The 18,858-nt window shown below is 76.3% G+C and carries 6 protein-coding genes; all 6 read left to right on the forward strand.

What is annotated here, in order from left to right; translation table 11 throughout:
- Positions 1-21 precede the first annotated feature (21 nt).
- The 6 genes from ACN27D_RS30005 to ACN27D_RS30030 are packed head-to-tail and all read left to right on the forward strand — an operon-like array spanning position 22 to position 18,858.
- On the forward strand, positions 22-3,483 hold the full coding sequence (locus ACN27D_RS30005) for an AMP-binding protein (protein ID WP_421500612.1): 3,462 nt from the start codon (positions 22-24) through the stop codon (positions 3,481-3,483).
- Positions 3,480-6,590, forward strand: a complete 3,111-nt coding sequence (locus ACN27D_RS30010; protein ID WP_421500613.1) for a thioesterase domain-containing protein — start codon at positions 3,480-3,482, stop codon at positions 6,588-6,590. Before ACN27D_RS30005 ends, ACN27D_RS30010 begins: the two co-directional genes overlap by 4 nt.
- Positions 6,587-8,893 carry a lantibiotic dehydratase gene (locus tag ACN27D_RS30015; RefSeq protein ID WP_421500614.1) on the forward strand — a complete coding sequence of 769 codons (2,307 nt, stop codon included), beginning with the start codon at positions 6,587-6,589 and terminating at the stop codon, positions 8,891-8,893. The genes ACN27D_RS30010 and ACN27D_RS30015 overlap by 4 nt, the downstream gene beginning before the upstream one ends.
- Positions 8,890-12,393: an amino acid adenylation domain-containing protein gene (locus tag ACN27D_RS30020; RefSeq protein WP_421500615.1), complete on the forward strand. Its 3,504-nt coding sequence runs from the start codon at positions 8,890-8,892 to the stop codon at positions 12,391-12,393. Before ACN27D_RS30015 ends, ACN27D_RS30020 begins: the two co-directional genes overlap by 4 nt.
- Before the next feature lie 29 nt (positions 12,394-12,422).
- The gene (locus tag ACN27D_RS30025) at positions 12,423-17,873 is read left to right on the forward strand and encodes an SDR family NAD(P)-dependent oxidoreductase (RefSeq protein WP_421500616.1); all 5,451 of its coding nucleotides are present in this window, start codon (positions 12,423-12,425) and stop codon (positions 17,871-17,873) included.
- A gap of 31 nt (positions 17,874-17,904) precedes the next feature.
- Entirely contained in the window at positions 17,905-18,858 is a 954-nt protein-coding gene (locus ACN27D_RS30030; RefSeq protein ID WP_120570203.1) for a TauD/TfdA family dioxygenase, read from the forward strand.

The raw sequence follows: 18,858 nt of genomic DNA on the forward strand, positions 1-18,858 counted from the left end.
GAGCGCAACCCGCATCCTGACATGGCAGAGACGATGATCATCAATCGTTTCGGCGCGATCTCGGCGGTACACGGCGGACGTCCGGCACTTCTCGGTGAGACCCACGAGGTCACCTACACCGAGCTGGCCGGGGCGGCCGGCGGGCACGCTGCCGTGTTCGCCGCCGCGGGCCTGCGCGCCGGAGACCGGATCGCGCTGCTCACCGCACACGGTGCACCGACCGTGGCGGCGCTTCTCGGCGCCCTCGCGACCGGATGCGCATACGTGCCGCTGGACCCGGGCTTCCCGGTCGCCCGGCTGCGCCACATGGTCGACGCCGCCGGCGTCACCGCCGTGGCCTGCGCCGCCGAGCACCGCGACCTGGCGTCCACACTGGCCGGCCAGCGCCCGGTCGTCGCGCTGGACGAGGTGCCGCCGGCCCCGCTGCACCCGGTCGCGGCCGACCCGGACGCGCTCGCGTACGTGCTGTTCACCTCCGGCTCCACCGGCGTGCCCAAGGCGGTCGGGCAGACCCACCGCAACCTCGCCCACGTCGTCGACAACCAGATCGCCGCGCTCGGCGCCGGCCCGGACGACCGGCTCAGCCTGCTCGCGTCGTTCAGCTTCGACGCCGCCATCCCCGACCTCTACCCGGCGCTGCTCACCGGCGCCGCCGTCGTCCCGGTCGACCTGCGCCGCCACGGGCTGGCGCACGCCGTCGACCAGCTCGACCGGCACCGCGCCACGGTGCTGCACTGCACGCCCACCGTCTACCGCTTCCTGCTCGACACGCTCGGCTCGCGCCGCCTGCCCACCGTGCGGGCGGTGCTGCTCGGCGGCGAGCAGGCCACCTGGACCGACGCGGCCCGCGGCCGGGACCGGTTCGCCCCCGACTGCGTGCTCGTCAACGGCTACGGCGCCACCGAGATGACGTTCGCCGCCCGGCACGTGCAGCCGCTGTCCGAGGTGGACCCGGACGCCCGCGGGCCGCTGCCGGTGGGCGTCGCGTTTCCCGGCTACCGGCTGGACCTCGCCCCGGACACCGGCGAGATCGTGGTCCGCAGCCGCCACCTCGCCCCCGGCTACCTCAACCAGGACAGCGACCGGTTCGGTGTCGACGCCGACGGGGTGCGGTCGTACCGCACCGGTGACCTGGGCCGGCTGCTGCCCGGCGGGGAACTGGTCTGCCTCGGCCGGCTCGACCGGCAGGTCAAGGTGCGCGGGCACCGGGTCGAGCTGACCGAGATCGAGGCGGTGCTGTCCGCCCAGCCCGGCGTCGCGGGCGTCCGCGCCGTCGTCCGCGACGGCGAACTGCTCGCGTACGCCCGGCCGGCCGAAACCCGCCCGGACCCGGCGGTGCTGCGCGCCGCGCTGACCGCCGCGCTGCCCGGCTACGCGGTGCCCCGCGCGGTGGTGGTGGTCGACGAGTTCCCGCTCACCGTCACCGGCAAGATCGACGAGCGGGCGCTGCCCGACCCGGTCACCGAGGTGCCCGCCGGCGAGGCCCCGGCCACCGACACCGAACGCGCCGTACACGACATCTGGTGCGCGGTGCTGGGCCGCGACGCGGTCGCCCGCACCGCCAGCTTCTTCGACGTGGGCGGGCAGTCGCTGCTGCTGGGCCAGGTGCAGCAGCGCCTCGCCGAGCGGTTCGGCGTACGCCTGCCGATGCTGCGCCTGTTCGACCACCCGAGCGTCGCCGCCCAGGCGGCGCTGCTGGACGCCCCGCCCGACGCGGTCCGCGCCCCGGTGCTGCCCGCGCCCGCCGCGCCGGTGCGCGCCGCCCGCGAGTACACCGGCGACGAGATCGCCGTGGTCGGCGTCGCCGGGCGGTTCCCCGGCGCGCCCGACGTGGCCACGTTCTGGTGGAACCTGTGCACCGGCGTCGACTCGGTGCACGACCACACCGACGAGGAACTGGCCGCGCTCGGTGTCGGCCCCGCCCTGCGCGCCGACCCCCGGCACGTCCGCGCCACCGGCCGCCTCGACGGGGTGGCCGACTTCGACGCCGAGTTCTTCGGCTTCGGCGCTGACGAGGCGGCCCGTACCGACCCGCAGCACCGGCTGTTCCTGGAGACCGCCTGGGAGGCGCTGGAGGACGCCGGTCACGACCCGGCGCGCTTCCCCGGACTCGTCGGCGTCTACGCCGCAACCTCGGCCAACCGTTACTTCCTGTTCCACCTCATGGACAACCCGGCGGTGGTCGGCGACGTCGACCCGGACGACTGGGAGGCCCGGCTCGTCGGCCGCCAGTTCACCGACCACCTGCCCGGGCAGGTGGCCTACCGGCTCGGCCTGACCGGCCCCGCGATGGCCGTGCAGAGCGCCTGCTCCAGCTCGCTCGTCGCCGTGTGCGTGGCCGCGCAGAGCCTCGCCGACTACCAGTGCGACCTGGCGCTGGCCGGCGGGTCCACGGTGATGTGGCCGCGGCACCGGTCGGGCGGGCTCGCCTCGCCCGACGGCCGGTGCCGCGCCTTCGACGAGGCCGCCGCCGGCTCCGGCTTCGGCTCCGGCGCGGGCGTGGTGGCGTTGCGCCGGCTCGCCGACGCGCAGGCCGACGGCGACCGCATCTACGCGATCCTGCCCGGCTGGGCGGTCACCAACGACGGCCCGGACCGGGCCGGCTTCGCCGTGCCCGGTCCGGCCGGGCAGGCCGCCGCCGTCGCGAACGCGCTCGCCACCGCCGAGGTCGCACCCGGCGAGGTCCGCTTCGTCGAGGGCCACGGCAGCGGCACGCCACTGGGCGACGCCATCGAGGTGGCAGCGCTGCACGAGGTGTACGGGGGCGCCGCGCCCGCCGAGTCCACGGCGCTCGGCTCGGTGAAGACCAACATCGGCCACCTCGACGCCGCCGCCGGCATCGCCGGGCTGATCAAGACGGTGCTGGCCGTCCGGCACGGGGTGATCCCGCCGAACCTGCACTTCACCCGCCCGCACCCGGAGATCGACCTGGCCGCCGGACCGTTCTACGTGCCCACCAAGGCGCGGGACTGGCCGGACGACGGGCGCCGGGTCGCCGGGGTGAGCGCGTTCGGCCTGGGCGGCACCAACGCGCACGTCGTGGTGGAACAGCCGCCGCCCGCCGAGCCGGCCGACCCGTCCGGCGAGGGACCGTGGCTGCTGCCCGTCTCCGCGCGTACCCCGGCGGCGTTGCGGGCCGCGCTGGCCCGCCTGCGCGGCCACCTCGCCGGGGCCGCCCCGGCACTGTCCGACGTGGCCGCCACGCTGGCGCTGGGCCGGCGGGCGTTCGCCCACCGGGCGGCGGTGGTCGCCGCCGACCTGCCGGCCGCGCTGTCCGCGCTGGACGTGCTGCTGGACACCGGCGCCCGCATCGCCGGTGACGGTGGCCCGCTGCGCGAGACGGCCGCCGAGTGGGTCGCCGGGCGCGACGTCGACTGGCACGCGCTGCACCCCGAGGGCACGGTCCGGCGCACCGGACTGCCCACCTACCCGTTCCAGCGCCGCCGGCACTGGATCGACCCCGTGCAGAAAGGTCCGCGGTGAACTGGTTCGTCTCCGCCGGAAGCCGACCCGAGGCGCCGGTGCGGTTGTTCTGCCTGCCCTACGCCGGAGCGGGCGCCAGCGCGTTCCGGCGGTGGGCGGCCGAGTTCGGTGCGGACGTCGACGTGGTGCCGGTGCAACTGCCCGGCCGGGAGAACCGGATCACCGAGGACCCCCGCTTCAGCGTCGCCGAGGTGGCCGACGCCATCGCCTCCCGCGCCGACCGCCCGTACGCGATCTACGGCCACTCGATGGGCGGACGGCTCGGCTTCGACGTGGTCCGCGAGCTGCGCCGCACCGGCCGCCCGCTGCCGCTGCGGCTCTACGTCGGCGGCGCCCGCGCCCCGCACGTCGCCACGCCCGGCCCGTTCGACGGCCTGTCCCGGGCCGGCGACGACGAGCTGCTGCGCCGCCTCGGCGAGGGCGGCGGCCTCCCCGCCGAACTGCTCGACCACCCCGAGCTGGTGGAACTGCTGCTGCCGCTGCTGCGCGCCGACTTCGGCCGGGTCGACGACTACCGCCACGTGCCGGGCGAGCCGCTGCCGGTGCCGATCGTCGTGTTCGCCGGCCGCACCGACCGGGCGGTCAGCCGCGAGCAGAGCGCCGCCTGGGCCGAGCACACCGCGGCCGGGTTCACCCTGCACGAGCTGGACGGCGGGCACTTCTTCCTGCACGACCGGCTGACCGAGCTGGCCGCGCTGATCCGGGCCGACCTGACCGCCGCGCCCATCGACACCCGCCCCGGCACGCCGGACGCGGGTCCGGACCCGGTGCGCGCCGCCGGTCGCGGGACCGCCGGCGCCGCGCACCGGGTTCCGCTCGGCGACACCGGCTGGTCGGTGTGGCGCGACGCGATGCTGCGGACCACCGGGTTCCCGGCCGACGGGCTGGACCTGTTCACCGCGCCCCGGGCCGCCGCGGCGGCCGACGAGCTGCTGGCCACCGGTGCCGGCGAGGACCGGTTCACCAAGGAGTTCGAGGAGGCGCTGCGCGCCGGCGCGCAGCGGTTCAGCGAGCTGGCCGCCGACCCGCTGTTGCGCGAGGCGGTCACCTGGCAGAACCGGGGCGCGCTCGTCGCGTTCGACGGGCTGGTCCGCGGCGGCGCCGACGCGGCCCGCAACGTACGCCGCCGGGACCGGGAACGGGCACTGCTCAAATACTGGCAGCGCTACTGCGGCAAGAACGAGACGGTCGGCTTCTTCGGCCCCAGCTGCTGGGTCACAGTCGATCCCGCGCAGCCGGAGGTTGCCCGAGTCAACCCCGGCGACAGCCTGACCCGGCGGCGCTGGGTGTGGTTCGAGTCGTGGGCGCTGTCCGCGTACGCCGAACGGATCGGCGCGGACCTGGCGGTGCGCCGGTGGTGGCCGCCCATGCTGCGGGCCCACCTGGCGGTCCGGGACCGGGACGTGCTGCGGCCCGGCCGCCCGCCGCTGACGCTGACCCCGGTGGAGGCCGCGCTGCTGCGCGCGGCCGACGGCCGGCGCGCCGCCGCCGACCTGGTCGCCGATCCGGCGATCGGGCTGCGCCGCCCGGAGGACGGCTACGCGCTGCTCGACCGGCTCGTCGAGCGGGAACTGATCACCTGGGACGCGGCCCTGCCGGTGAGCCCGGACGCCGAGCGGGTGTTGGCCGACCGGATCGACGCGATCGGCGACGAGCCCGCCCGCGCGGCCGCCCGCGCCGGGTTCGACCGGCTGCGCGCCGCCCGCGACGACGTCGCCGCCGCGGCCGGCGACGCGGACCGGCTGCGGACCGCCCTGGACGCCCTCGACGCCACGTTCACCGAGCTGACCGGCGTGCCAGCGGTGCGCCGGGCCGGACAGATGTACGCCGGCCGCACGGTCTGCTACGAGGACAGCGCCCGGGACCTGGACGTGGTGTTCGGCGCGCCGCTGCTGGCCGAACTGGCCGCCCCGCTGGACGTGCTGCTGCGCGCAGCCCGCTGGCTGGCCAACGCGCTCGCCCGCGCCTACCTGGACGTGCTGCGCGGCCTGTACGAGGAACTGCGCGCCGAGTCCGGCGCCCCGGTGCCCCTGGCCGACCTGTGGTTCCTCGCCCAGGGGATGTTCTGGGGCGACGGGGACCGGCCGGTCGACGCGGTCGCGGCGGACTTCGCCGCCCGCTGGGCCGGACTGTTCGGCCTGGACACGCTGCCCGCCGGCACCACCGACGTGCGGCTGCGCGCGGCCGACCTCGCCGGCCGGATCGACGCGGTGTTCCCCGGCGACGGTCCCGAGTGGTCCAACGCCGCCATGCACAGCCCCGACCTGCAGATCTGCGCCACCGACGCGGACGCGCTGCGGCGCGGCGAGTACACGGTGGTGCTCGGCGAACTGCACGCCGCCTGGTCGTCGTTCGACTGCGCGGTGTTCACCCCGTCGCACCCCGACGTGGAGCGGCTGCGCGACGCGCTCGCGGTGGACATGGGGCAGCGGCGGGTCCGGCTGCTGTTCCCGGCCGACTGGCCGCGGCGGACCAGCCGTACCGCCGAGTCGCTGACCGGCCCGGCCGACCGGCACCTGGCGTTCCTCGACGCGCCGGGCGCCGACCCGGCCCGCGTGCTGCCCACAGTCGACCTGGTCGTCGACGAGGTCGACGGCGAACTGGTCGCCACCGCCTCGGACGGGCAGCGCTGGCCGCTCGTCGAGATCTTCGCCGAGCCGCTGAGCGCGCACGCCGTGGACGGGTTCAAGCTGGTCGCCGCCGCGCCGTACACGCCCCGGATCACCGTGGACCGGCTGGTGCTGGCCCGGCAGACGTGGCGGACCACTGTCGGCGAGAGCGGCCTCGCGGTTCCGAACGGCGAGCGGGACCGGTTCCTCGCCGTCCGGGACTGGCGCCGCCGCCTCGGCCTGCCCGAGCAGGTGTACGTCAAGCTCGGCACCGAGACCAAGCCCTGCTTCGTGGACCTGTCCGCACCGGCGTTCGCCACCACGCTCTGCGCGATGGTGCGCGCCGCCCGGGTCGACGGCGGTGACGACGTCTCGTTCACGGTGAGCGAGATGCTGCCCGCACCGGATCAGGCGTGGGTGCCCGACGGGCAGGGCCGCCGCTACTTCAGCGAGCTGCGCCTGCACATCGCCGACGCCCGGCGGGAGGACCACCGGTGAGCCACCTGCTGCCCCTGGGCGAGACCGGCTGGTCGGTGTGGCGGGACGTGGTCCTGCGTACCGCCGGTTTCCCGGCCGCCGGGCTGGACCGGTTCGCCGCGCCGGACTGCGCCGCCGCCGCGGACGCGCTGCTCGCCGGCGACACCGGCCCCGAGGTGTTCGGCAAGGCGCTGGCCGAGGCGTTCGCCGATTCGTCGGCGGTGGCCGGCGAGCTGGCCGCCGACCCGCTGCTGCGCGAGGCGGTGACCTGGCAGAACCCGGACATGCTCATCGCGCTGGACGGGCTGCTGCGCACCGACCCGCAGGTCCGCAACGTCCGCCGCCGCAAGCGCGAGCTGAGCCTGCTGCGCTACTGGCAGCGCTACTGCGGCAAGGCCGAGACCATCGGCTTCTTCGGCCCGGTCTGCTGGGGCACGTTCGACACCTCCCAGCGCGGCGTGCACACCGTGCCCGGTGACGCGCTCGTGCACCGGCGCCGGGTGTACTTCGAGGCCTGGGCGCTCATCGCGTACGCCGACCGGCTCGCCGACGACCTCGCGGTGCGCCGCTGGTGGGCGCCCGCCCTGCAACCGCACCTGACCGTCGCCGGGCGGGAACTGCGCTGGCCGCTGCACCCGCCGATCGCGCTCACCCCGGTCGAGGCGCTGGTGCTCGGCGCCTGTGACGGGCGCACGCCCGCGGTGGAGCTGGCGCAGCGGCTGTGCGATGCCGGCGAGGTGCACGGCGCCGACGACGTCTATCTGCTGCTGGACCGCTGGGTCGAGCGCGGCCAGCTCAACTGGGGCGCCAACCTGCCGATCGCGCCGGACGCCGAGCACGTGCTCACCGCGCGGATCGCCGCGATCGGCGACGAGCCGGTGCGCGCCGCGACGGCGGCCGAGTTCGGCCGGCTGTGCGCCGCCCGCGACGAGGTGGCCGCCGCGGCCGGCGACCCGGACCGGCTCGGCGCCGCGCTCGCCGCGCTCAACGCACAGTTCACCGCCGTCACCGGCCGCCCGGCCACCCGGCACAGCGGGCAGATGTACGCCGCCCGCACCGTCTGCTACGAGGAGACCGCCCGCGACCTGGAGTTCCGGATCGGGTCGGCGGTGCTCGACGCGCTCGCCGAGCCGATGGCGGTGGTGCTGCGTACCGCCCGCTGGTTCACCACCGAGGTGGCCGCCCGCTGCGGCGACCTCTTCACCGAGCTGCACGAGGAACTCGCCGCCGACGGCGGGCCGGTGCGGCTGGCCGACCTGTGGCTGCTGGCCCAGGGCACGCTCGTCGCCCCGGACGGCCCGATCGGCCGGGCCGGCGCCACGCTCACCGCACGCTGGGCCGAGCTGTTCGGCCTGGCCGCCCTGCCCGAGGGGCAGGCGGAACTGCGGCTGCGCGCCGCGGACCTGACCGAGCGGGCCCGGGAGCTGTTCCCGGCCGAGCGACCGGGCTGGCCGTCGGCCCGGCTGCACAACCCGGACGTGCAGCTCAGCGCCGCCTCCCCGGAGGCCGTCGAGCGCGGCGACTTCCTGCTGGTGCTCGGCGAGCTGCACCCGGCCTCGGTCGCGTTCGACAGCGCGGTGCTCAGCCCGTTCCATCCGGACCCGGCCGCGCTGCGCGCCGACCTGGACGCCGACCTGGGCCCGGTCCGGCTGCGGGTGCTGTGGCCGGACAGCTTCCCCCGCCGCACCACCCGCACCACGTACGCGCTGACCGGCCCCGAGGACCGCCAGCTCGGCATCGACACCGCGCACGGCGCCGACGTGGACCGCCTGGTCCCGGCCACCGCCGTGGTGGTCGAGCGCACCGGCGACCAGCTCACCGCGGTCTTCCCCGACGGCGCCCGCTGGCCGCTGATGGAGGTGTTCGCCACGCTGCTCGGCTCGCTGCTGCTGGATGCGTTCAAGCTGCTCGGCGCCGCCGCGTACACGCCCCGCATCACCATCGACCGGCTGGTCGTGGCCCGGCGCACCTGGCGCACCACAGCCGGGGCGTGCGGGCTGGGCGGCCACCCCGACGAGACCGCCCGCTACCTGGCGGTACGCCGCTGGCGGGCCGAGACGGGCCTGCCCGAGCGGGTCTTCGTCAAGGTCGGCACCGAGGTCAAACCGTGCTACGTGGACCTGACCGGCCCGCTGTACGCGCAGTCGCTGTGCGCGATGGTCGACGCCGCGCTGCGGACCGGCCCGGACGTGCCGGTGGTGGTCTCCGAACTGCTGCCCGCACCCACCGAGGCGTGGGTGCCCGACGCCCGGGGCCGCGGTTACGTCAGCGAACTGCGTCTCCAGATCACCGACCCGGCCGAGCACCTTGGAGCACTCCGGTGACCGACACCCTGACCGTCAGCGCCGTCCACGGCACCGACCTGCCCTGGCCGGACGCCACCCTCGCCGACCTGATCACCGCGCAGGCGGCCCGCACCCCCGACGCGGTGGCGGTGCGCCAGTGGGACACCCGGCTCACCTACCGGCAGCTCGTCGACCGGGCCGCCGGGGTGGCCGCCGCGCTGCGCGGGCACGGCGTCGGCCGGGGCGACCGGGTCGGCGTGTGCGGCTCGCGTACCCCCGACCTGGTGGTCACGGTGGTCGGCGTGCTGCTCGCCGGCGCCGCGTACGTGCCGCTGGAGCCGGGCGGCCCCCGGGCCCGGCTGCGCGGGATCGCCCGCGACGCCGGTGTCCGGGTGGTGGTCGGTGACGCGGCGGTCGCCGAGTTCGGCGACGAGCCCGGCGTGACGGCGCTCGGCCTGCCCGGCCCGGCCCCGCTCGCGCCCTGCCCGGCCCGCCCCGGCGACCCGGCGTACGTGCTGTTCACCTCCGGTTCCACCGGCCGCCCGAAGGGCGTGCTGACCACCCACCGCAACGCCGCCGAGTTCGTCACCGGCGTGAGCGCGCTGACCGGCGCCGACGCGTCGGTCCGCAGCCTCGGCATCGCCTCGCTCGGCTTCGACGCGGCCACCATGGACCTGTTCGTGCCGCTCACGCTCGGCGGCGCGGTGCAGCTGCTGGGCGCCGACGACCGGGCCGACCCGGTGCGGCTGGCCCGGTTCGTCGCCGAGCACGAGGTGACCTGGGGCTTCATCACCCCGACCGTGCTGTCGCTGCTGGACCCGGCCGGGTTCCCGTCGTGGCGGGTGCTGCTCTGCGGCGGCGAGGCGGTCCCGGCCGAGCTGGTCGCCCGCTGGGCGCCGGGACGGCGGTTCCTCAACGGCTACGGCCCGACCGAGACCACCGTGCTGGCTGTCACCTGCGACCTCACCCCGGCCGACACCGACCCGATGCCGATCGGCCGGCCGCTGCCCAACCACCGGGCGTACGTGGTCGACGCCGACCTGCGTCCGGTGCCGGCGGGGGAGACCGGCGAACTGCTGATCGGCGGGCCCGGCCTGGCCGACGGCTACCTGAACCGGCCCGGCCTGACCGCCGAGCGGTTCGTGCCCGACCCGTTCGGCGACGTCCCCGGCGAGCGGCTCTACCGCACCGGTGACCTGGTCCGGCAGGGCCCGGACGGCCGGATCGTCTACCTCGGCCGCGCCGACCGCCAGGTGAAGGTCCGCGGCCAGCGCATCGAGCTGGGCGAGATCGAGGCCGTGCTGGCCGCCCACCCGGGCGTCGAGCGCGTCGCGGTGGAGGCGGTGCCCGGCCCGGCCGGCGGCGAGCTGGTCGCGTTCCTCACCCCGGCCGGCGCGCCGGACGACGACGAGCTGCGGGCGTACGCGGCGACGCGGCTGACCACCGCGATGCTGCCGGCCAGGACGGTGCGGCTGGACGCGCTGCCGGTCAGCGCCACCACCGGCAAGCTGGACCGGCCGGCTCTGCGCGAGCTGGCCGCGACCGCCCCGGCCGGGGTGGCCGACGCCCCCGCCGACGACGACCCGGTGACGGCCGCGGTCCGGCGCGTCTGGACCCGGCTGCTCGGCGCGGCGCCCGTCCCGGACAGCGACTTCCTCGCCGCCGGCGGCAACTCCGTCGCCGCGATGCGGCTGGTCGCCGCGCTGCGCGCCGAGCTGGGCCGGCAGGTCGACACCCGGGTGCTGTTCGCCGACCGCACGTTCGCCGCGCTCGTGGACCGGGTCCGCGCCGCCGACCCCGCCGGCGCCGACGGGCTCACCACGGGCAACCCGCCGACGCTGTCCCCGCCGCAGCGGCGGCTGTGGTTCATGGACCAGCTCGCCCCGTCCAGCGCGCCGTACAACATCGCCGTCGCGCACCGGCTGCGCGGGCCGCTGGACGTCACCGCGCTCGGCGCCGCGCTGCGGGCCGTCGCCGAACGGCACGACGTGCTGCGCTGGCGCATCCCGTGCAACGGCGGCGTGCCGTACGCGGTCCGCGAGGAACCCACCGACGTGGCGGTGCCGGTGGTCGACCTGACCGGCGCCGCCGACCCGGACGCCGAGCTGGCCGGCATGCTCGCGGCCGGCGCCGGGCACGCGTTCGACCTGGCCACCGGCCCGCCCTGGCAGGTGACCGTGTACCGGCTCGCCGCGCAGGAGCACGTGTTCGCGGTGACGGTGCACCACGCGGTCTTCGACGGCTGGTCCGAGGCGCTGCTCTACGACGAGCTGGCGCTCGCGTACGCCCGCGCGCTCGGCCGGTCCGTGCCGGGCCGCCCGCCGCTGCCCGCCACGTACGCCGACTACGCGGTGTGGCGCGCCGACCGGGACCGGCGCCGGGGCGAGACCGACCTGGCATGGTGGACCACGCACCTGGCGGGCGCGCCCACGGTGCTGGACCTGCCCCGCGACCGTCCCCGCCCGGCCGTGCAGACGTACGCCGGCGCGGAGGCCGCGGTACGGCTGGACGAGACCGCCGACCGGGCCGTACGCGACCTGGCCACCCGGCGCGGCACCACAGTCGCGGCGGTGCTGCTGGCCGCGTTCGGCGAGCTGCTGCGCCGGGTCACCGGCGGCGACGAGCACGTGCTCGGCGCGATCGTCGCCGACCGGCGGCTGGCCGCGTTCGACGAGGTGATCGGGTTCTTCATCGACACCGTGCCGGTGCGGGTCCGCTCCGGCGGCGCGAGCTTCGCCGAGCAGGTCGACCGGGCCGCCGCCGAGCTGCACGAGGTCACCGCCCACCCGGGCGCGCCTTTGGAACGCGTCGTCGAGGCGCTGGGCGTGGGCCGGGACACCTCCCGCGCCCCGCTGGTGCAGGTGCTGTTCAACGTGCTCAACTTCGTCGCGCCCCGGCTGACGCTCACCGGCCTGGCCGTCGAGCCGGTGCCGGTGCCCAAGCCCGGGTCGCCGTTCGACCTGACCGTCTACGTGGTGGAGCGCGACGGGCGGGCCGGCGTCGAGGTGGTGCACAACCCGGACCTGTTCACCGGCGAGCGGATCAGCGCGCTCCTGGCCGACCTGGCCGCCCTGGTCGGCGCGCTCGCCGCCGACCCGGACGCCCCGGCCGCCGAGGTCGCGCCCGAGCTGCCCCGCCCGGCGGTACGGGTCGCGGCGCTCGGCGCGATGAGCGTCGCGACGGCCGAACCGGCCCGCGCGCCGCTGCCCGCCGGCTCGGACGCGCTCACCGCGACCGAGGAGCTGATCGCCGGGATCTGGCGGGACGTGCTCGGCCGCGACCAGGTGGGCGTGAGCGACAACTTCTTCGACATCGGCGGCCACTCGATGGCCCTGGCCGCCGTGCACGCCCGGCTCACCGAGGCCACCGGCCGCTCGATCACCATGCTCGACCTGTTCCGCCACCCGACCGTGCGGGCGCTCGCCGCCAGCCTCGACGGGGCCGCCGACCGGCCGGAACTGGCCCGCGCCGCAATGCGCGCCGCCGCCCGGCGGGGCCGCGCCCGCCGTACCCCGCCACCCCGCCGACCTCACCCGTGACGCGATCCCTTGTGAATGAAGGAACCCCCATGCAGAACGACATTCCGGCCGACGACGGCGTCGAGCCCATCGCCATCGTCGGGCTCGCCGCCCGCCTGCCCGGCGCGGCCGACGTCGACGAGTTCTGGCGCAACCTGGTCGACGGCGTGGAGTCGACGACCGAGCTGACCCGCGAGGAGCAGCTCGCCCGCGGCGCCCAGCCGCAGGAGGTCGACGACCCGGGCTGGGTCAACCGTGCCCCGCTCGTGGACGGCTACGACGAGTTCGACGCCGGCCTGTTCGGGATGACCGCCCGCGAGGCCGAGATCACCGACCCGCAGCACCGGCTGTTCCTGGAGACCTGCTACACCGCGTTGCAGGACGCCGGCTACGACCCGGGCCGCTACGACGGCGCGGTGGGCGTGTACGCCGGCACCGGCGGCAACACGTACATGCACCGCAACGTGCTGCGCAACAAGCGGGTCGGCGGGAACCCGCACGGCGCGGTCTCGCTGGCCACCGGCAACTCGCCGAACTACGTGGCCACCAACGTGTCGTACCGGCTGGATCTGCGCGGGCCCAGCATGACCGTGCACACCGCCTGCTCCACCTCCCTGGTGGCGTTCCACCTGGCCTGCGAGGCGCTGCGCAACGGCGAGTGCGACATGGCCCTGGCCGGCGGCGTCAACATCGAGCTGCCGCACGTCGGCTACCTCGGCATGGACGGCTTCACCTCGCCGGACGGGCGGTGCCGGCCGTTCGACGCCGGAGCGAACGGCACGGTGTGGGGCAGCGGCGTGGGCGTGACGCTGCTCAAGCGGCTCTCCGACGCGATCGCCGACGGCGACACCATCCGCGCGGTCGTGCTCGGCAACGCGATCAACAACGACGGCGCCGGGAAGGTCGGCTTCACCGCCCCCAGCATCGACGGGCAGATGGAGGCCGTCGCCCAGGCCGTCGAGCTGGCCGGCGTCGACCCGCGCAGCATCAGCTACGTCGAGGCGCACGGCACCGGTACCGCGCTCGGCGACCCGATCGAGGTCGCCGCGCTGTCCGCCGTCTACACCAAGGACACCGACGAGCGCGGCTGGTGCGGCATCGGCTCGGTGAAGTCGAACATCGGCCACCTCAGCCAGCCCTCCGGCATCGTCAGCGTGATCAAGACGGTGCTGGCGATGGAGCACGGGCTGATCCCGCCGACCATCAACTACGAGACGCCGAACCCGGCCATCGACTTCGCCGACACCCCGTTCTACGTGGCGAACACGCTGACCAAGTGGGACACCGACGGCGGTCCGCGCCGGGCCGGCGTCAGCTCCTTCGGCATCGGCGGCACCAACGCGCACGTGGTGCTGGAGGAGGCCCCGGCCGCGGGCCGGGCCGAGCCCTCCGCCCGCCCGGCGCACCTGCTCCAGGTGTCGGCGAAGACCCCGACCGCGCTGGACACCGCCGTGCGGCGGCTCGCCGACCACCTGGAGAGCGGCAGCGACGTCGCGCTGGCCGACGTGGCGCACACGCTGCGCGTCGGCCGCCAGGTGTACGCCCACCGCGCCGCCGTGGTCGCGGGCGACCCGGCGTCCGCCGCCGCCGCGCTGCGCGAGCGGCGCAAGGGTCACCGGGGGGCCGCCGAGGGGCCGGCCCCCCGGGTGGCGTTCCTGTTCAGCGGCCAGGGCGCGCAGTACGCCGGGATGGGCGCCGAGCTGTATGCGCAGGACAGCGCGTACGCCGCCGCCGTCGACGAGTGCGCCGAGCTGCTCCGCCCCGAACTGGGCCTGGACATCCGCGACCTGATCCTGGACCGCGACCCGGAGGCGGCGGACAAGCTCACGCAGACCCGCTGGACCCAGCCCGCCCTGTTCACAGTCGAGTACGCGCTCGCCGCCGCCTGGCGGGCCGCCGGGGTGACCCCGGCCGCGATGATCGGCCACTCCATCGGCGAGTACGTGGCCGCGACGGTGGCCGGGGTGCTCGACCTCGCCGACGCGCTGCGCGTGGTGGCCGCCCGGGGCCGGCTCATGCACTCGCTGCCGGCCGGTTCGATGCTCGCGGTCACGCTGGACGAGTCGGAGGTGGCCGGCCGGCTGCCCGAGGGCCTGTCGGTGGCCACCGTCAACGGTCCCGGCACGTGTGTGGTCGCCGGTGAGACCGCGCTGGTGGAGGAGTTCGCGGCGAGCCTCGGCGGCAAGAACAAGTCGAAGGTGCTGCGCACCTCGCACGCGTTCCACTCGCCGATGATGGACCCGATCCTCGACGAGTTCACCGCGCTGATGGCGACGGTGCCGCTGCGCGCCCCGGCGGTGCCGTTCGTGTCGAACGTGACCGGCACCTGGATCACCGAGGCGCAGGCCACCGACCCGGCGTACTGGGCCGCGCACCTGCGCCGCCCGGTCCGCTTCGGCGCGTGCGTGGCCACGCTGCTCGCCGAGGGCACCTGGGCGCTCGTCGAGTGCGGCCCCGGCCGGCAGCTGGCCAACCTGGCCCGGATGCAGGTCGCCAAGGCCGGCGAGGCGCAGCGGGCGCTGACCCCGCTGGGCAGCCTGCCCGGCCCCGGCGAGCAGACCGGCGACGTGGCCGCGCTGCTCGGCACGGCCGGCGCGCTCTGGTGCGCCGGGGTGCCGGTGAGCCTCCCGGCCGACCCGCACGCGCGGCGGGTGCCGCTGCCCACGTACCCGTTCGAGCGGCGCCGCTACTGGATCGACCCGGACCCGGAGCAGGAGGTCGCCGCGGCGCCCGCCGAGACCGGCCCCCGCCCGCTGCCGGAGTGGTTCGCGGTGCCGGCGTGGCGGCAGGCCCCGCCGGTCCGCACGGCCGAGCCGCTGGGCCGCTGCCTGGTGCTGGCCGACGGCCCGCGCGGCGAGGCGCTCGTGGCCGCGTTGCGCGCCGCCGGTGACGACCCGGTCGAGGTACGCGCCGGCGAGGCGTTCACCGCCACCGCGAACGGCTTCCGGCTGCGTCCCGGCGTACGCGCCGACGCCGAGGAACTGGTCGCGGCGCTCGGCACCGACCTGCCCCGGCGGATCGTGCACGCGTTCGCGCTCGACGGCGACCCGGCCGGGACCGACCCGGCGGCCGCCTGGGCGGCGCAGGAGCGCGGCTTCTTCGGCGCGCTGCACCTGGTGCAGGCCCTGGCCGGCGCCGGTGTGACGGCCGACGAGGCGGGCGTACGCCTGGACCTGGTCACCGCCGGCATCGGTGACGTACGCGGCGACGACCTGGTCCGCCCGGAGCACGCCACGCTGGCCGGCCTGGCCCGGGTGCTCCCGGCCGAGCTGCCCGGCCTGACCGTGCGGCTGCTCGACACCGACCCGGCCGCGCGCGGGGTGGCCGCCCTGGTGGCCGAGCTGCGCAGCCCGGTCGACGGGGAGCACCCGGAGGTGGCGCTGCGCGGCGACCGCCGCTGGCTGGCCGGCTACGAGCAGGTCACAGTGGCCGCCGAGGACGAGCCGGGTGTGCTGCGCGAGGAGGGCCGCTACCTGATCACCGGCGGTCTCGGCGGCATCGGCGTCACCCTGGCCGAGGACTTCGCCCGCCGGGCCCGCGCCAAGCTGGTGCTGCTGGCCCGTTCCGGGCTGCCCGAGCGCGACGACTGGGACGCCCACCTGGCGGTGCACGGCGGCGCCGACCGGGCCGGACGCGCCATCGCGGCGATCCGCCGGATGGAGGCCGCGGGCGCCGAGGTGCTGGTGCTGGCCGCCGACGTCACCGACGCGGACGACCTGCGCCGGGTCCGCGACGAGGCGGAGCGCCGGTTCGGCGGGCTGGACGGCATCGTGCACGCCGCCGGTCTGCCCGGCGGCGGCATGGCCGAGGTGAAGGAGCGCGACGAGGCGCGGCGCGTGCTGGCCCCGAAGCTGGCCGGCACCCTGGCGCTGGCCCGGGTCTTCGGTGACCTGCCGCTGGACTTCGTCGTGCTCTGCTCCTCGATCACCGCGGTGATCGGCGGGTTCGGCCAGGTCGACTACTGCGCCGCGAACAACTTCCTGGACGCGTTCGCGCGCTCCGGCACCGGGTTCCGCGCGCCGGTGGTGTCGCAGAACTGGGGCGGCTGGGCCGAGGTCGGCATGGCGGTGGAGACCGCCGCGCCGGCCGCGTTCCGGGCCGCCGGGCGGGACACCGTGACCACCGCGGTCGACCACCCGGTGCTCGCCACGATGGTCGCCGGCCCGGACGGCACGGTGCTGCACGGCCTCGTCTCGGCGGACACGCACTGGCTGCTCGACGAGCACCGGATCGGCGGGGTGCCGGTGGTGCCGGGCACCGCCCACCTGGAGTCGGTGCGCGCCGCGGTGGTGGCCGCGCTGCCCGCGCCGGGGCCGGACGCCGCGGTGGAGCTGCGTGACGTGGTGTTCCTGGAGCCGTTCTCGGTGCCGGACGGCACCGTGGCCCAGTACCGGGTCGAGCTGACCCCGGCCGAGGACGGCACCGACTTCACCGTCGCCAGCCTCGCCGCCGGCCAGGCGCGCACCCATGTACGCGGCACCGCCGGGTGGACCACCGACGCGGCCCCGCCGGCCGCCGTCCCAGTGGTGGCCGGGCGGCGGGTCGACGACGACGCCTCGTTCGGCCGGGGACGCACCAGCATGCTCACGTTCGGGCCGCGCTGGGCGGCGCTGGCCGAGCACCACCTCGCCGACGGCGAGGAACTGGCCCGGGTGCAGGCACCCGCCGTCGCGCTCGGTGACCTGCCGTCCTGGGGCATGCACCCGGCGCTGCTGGACGTGGCGACCGCGTTCGGACGCGGGCAGGGCTCCGGCACCTACCTGCCGCTGTCGTACGGCCGGATCGTGGTGCGCGGCGCGCTCCCGGCGACGTTCCACAGTCACCTGCGGCACCGGCCCGCCGCCACCGACGAGGTGGTCGCCGCCGACCTGTCGCTGCGCGACCCGGACGGCCGGGAACTGGTCGCGATCAGCGACTTCGTGCTGCGCCGGGTCGACCAGGACGCGGTCGCCGGCAACCTCGCCGAGTCCCCGGCGGCGACCGGTGACGCCCCGGCGCCGGTCACCGAGGACATCCGCCCGGTCGACGGCGCGGAGGCGTTCCGCCGCAGCCTGGCCGCCGGTCTCGGCGCCCAGGTGGTGATCGCCACCCGCACCGTCGCCGACATCCGGCGCCGGGCCGCCCGGGTCACCACCGACAGCCTCGCCGAGGAGACCGACGCGCCGGCCGGTACGACGGCCGCCACCGGCGGCGGTTCGGCGGCGCCCGGCACCGAACTGGAGAAGACGATCGCCCAGGTGTGGCGCGACGGCCTCGGCGTCACCGACGTCGGCGTGGACGACGACTTCTTCGCCCTCGGCGGCAACTCGCTGGTCGCCGTGCAGCTCATCGCCGCCATGCGCAAGGCGACCGGCGTACGGCTGCCGATGCGCAGCCTCTTCGAGACCCCCACGGTGGCCGGACTGGCCGCCCGGATCGAGGAGCTGCGCGCCGAGGCGCCCGCCGACGCACCGGCCGCCCCGGCGGCGATCCCGGCCATCCCGCGGCTGCCCCGCGGCTGACATCCCGACGCACACAAGGAGACACCGCACCATGAGCGAGACAACCGCGACGCTGCCGGTGGTCGTCGAGAGCGACGGCCGGGCGCTGACCGACCTGATCACGGCCCGGCGAGCCGAGCTGCGGGACACCCTCGTCGCCAGCGGGGGGCTGCTGTTCCGCGGCTTCGACGTGGGCGGCGTGGACGGCTTCGACCAGGCCGTCCGCGCGCTCGCCGGCGAGCCGCTGACCTACACCGAGCGCTCCTCGCCCCGGCACTCCATCAAGGGCCGGGTCTACACCTCGACCGACTACCCGCCGGACGAGGAGATCTTCCTGCACAACGAGAACTCGTACCAGGCGCGCTGGCCGCTGACGCTGTTCTTCTACTGCGTCACGCCGCCGGACAGCCTGGGCGCCACGCCGCTGGCCGACGTGCGCCGGGTCTACGAGCTGATCGACCCGGCGGTCCGGGAGGAGTTCATCAGCCGCCGGTGGATGCTCGTGCGCAACTTCCACGGCGACTTCGGCACCCGCTGGCAGGAGGTGTTCAACACCGAGAGCCGCGCCGAGGTCGAGGCGTACGCGGCGGACAACGGGATCACCGTGGAGTGGGTCGGCAAGGACGGCCTGCGTACCCGCGCGGTCCGCGACGTGGTGCACCACCGGCCCGGGTCGGACACCCCGCGCTGGTTCAACCACGCCACGTTCTTCCACCTCAGCACCCTGCCGAAGGACTACCAGGAAGGGCTGCTGGCCATGTTCGGCGCCGACGGGCTGCCCTCGAACACCTACTACGGCGACGGCGCCGAGATCCCCGCCGACGTCATGGACCACCTGCGCGCCGCCTACCGGGCGGCCACCGTCCGCTTCGACTACCAGCGCGACGACGTGCTGGTGGTGGACAACATGACCGCCGCGCACGGCCGGGAACCGTTCACCGGTCCCCGCAAGATCGCCGTCGCGATGGCCGAGCCGCACACCCCCGAGAACGCAGGAGCGAACTGA

The sequence above is a fragment of the Micromonospora sp. WMMD1274 genome (assembly GCF_049179035.1).
GTDB lineage: Bacteria > Actinomycetota > Actinomycetes > Mycobacteriales > Micromonosporaceae > Micromonospora > Micromonospora tulbaghiae.

Excerpts from the sequence above, each read along its gene's own strand:
- ACN27D_RS30030 (WP_120570203.1), top strand. The coding sequence starts at position 17,905 with ATGAGCGAGACAACCGCGACGCTGCCGGTGGTCGTCGAGAGCGACGGC.
- ACN27D_RS30025 (WP_421500616.1), top strand. The coding sequence starts at position 12,423 with ATGCAGAACGACATTCCGGCCGACGACGGCGTCGAGCCCATCGCCATC.
- ACN27D_RS30005 (WP_421500612.1), top strand. The coding sequence starts at position 22 with ATGGCAGAGACGATGATCATCAATCGTTTCGGCGCGATCTCGGCGGTA.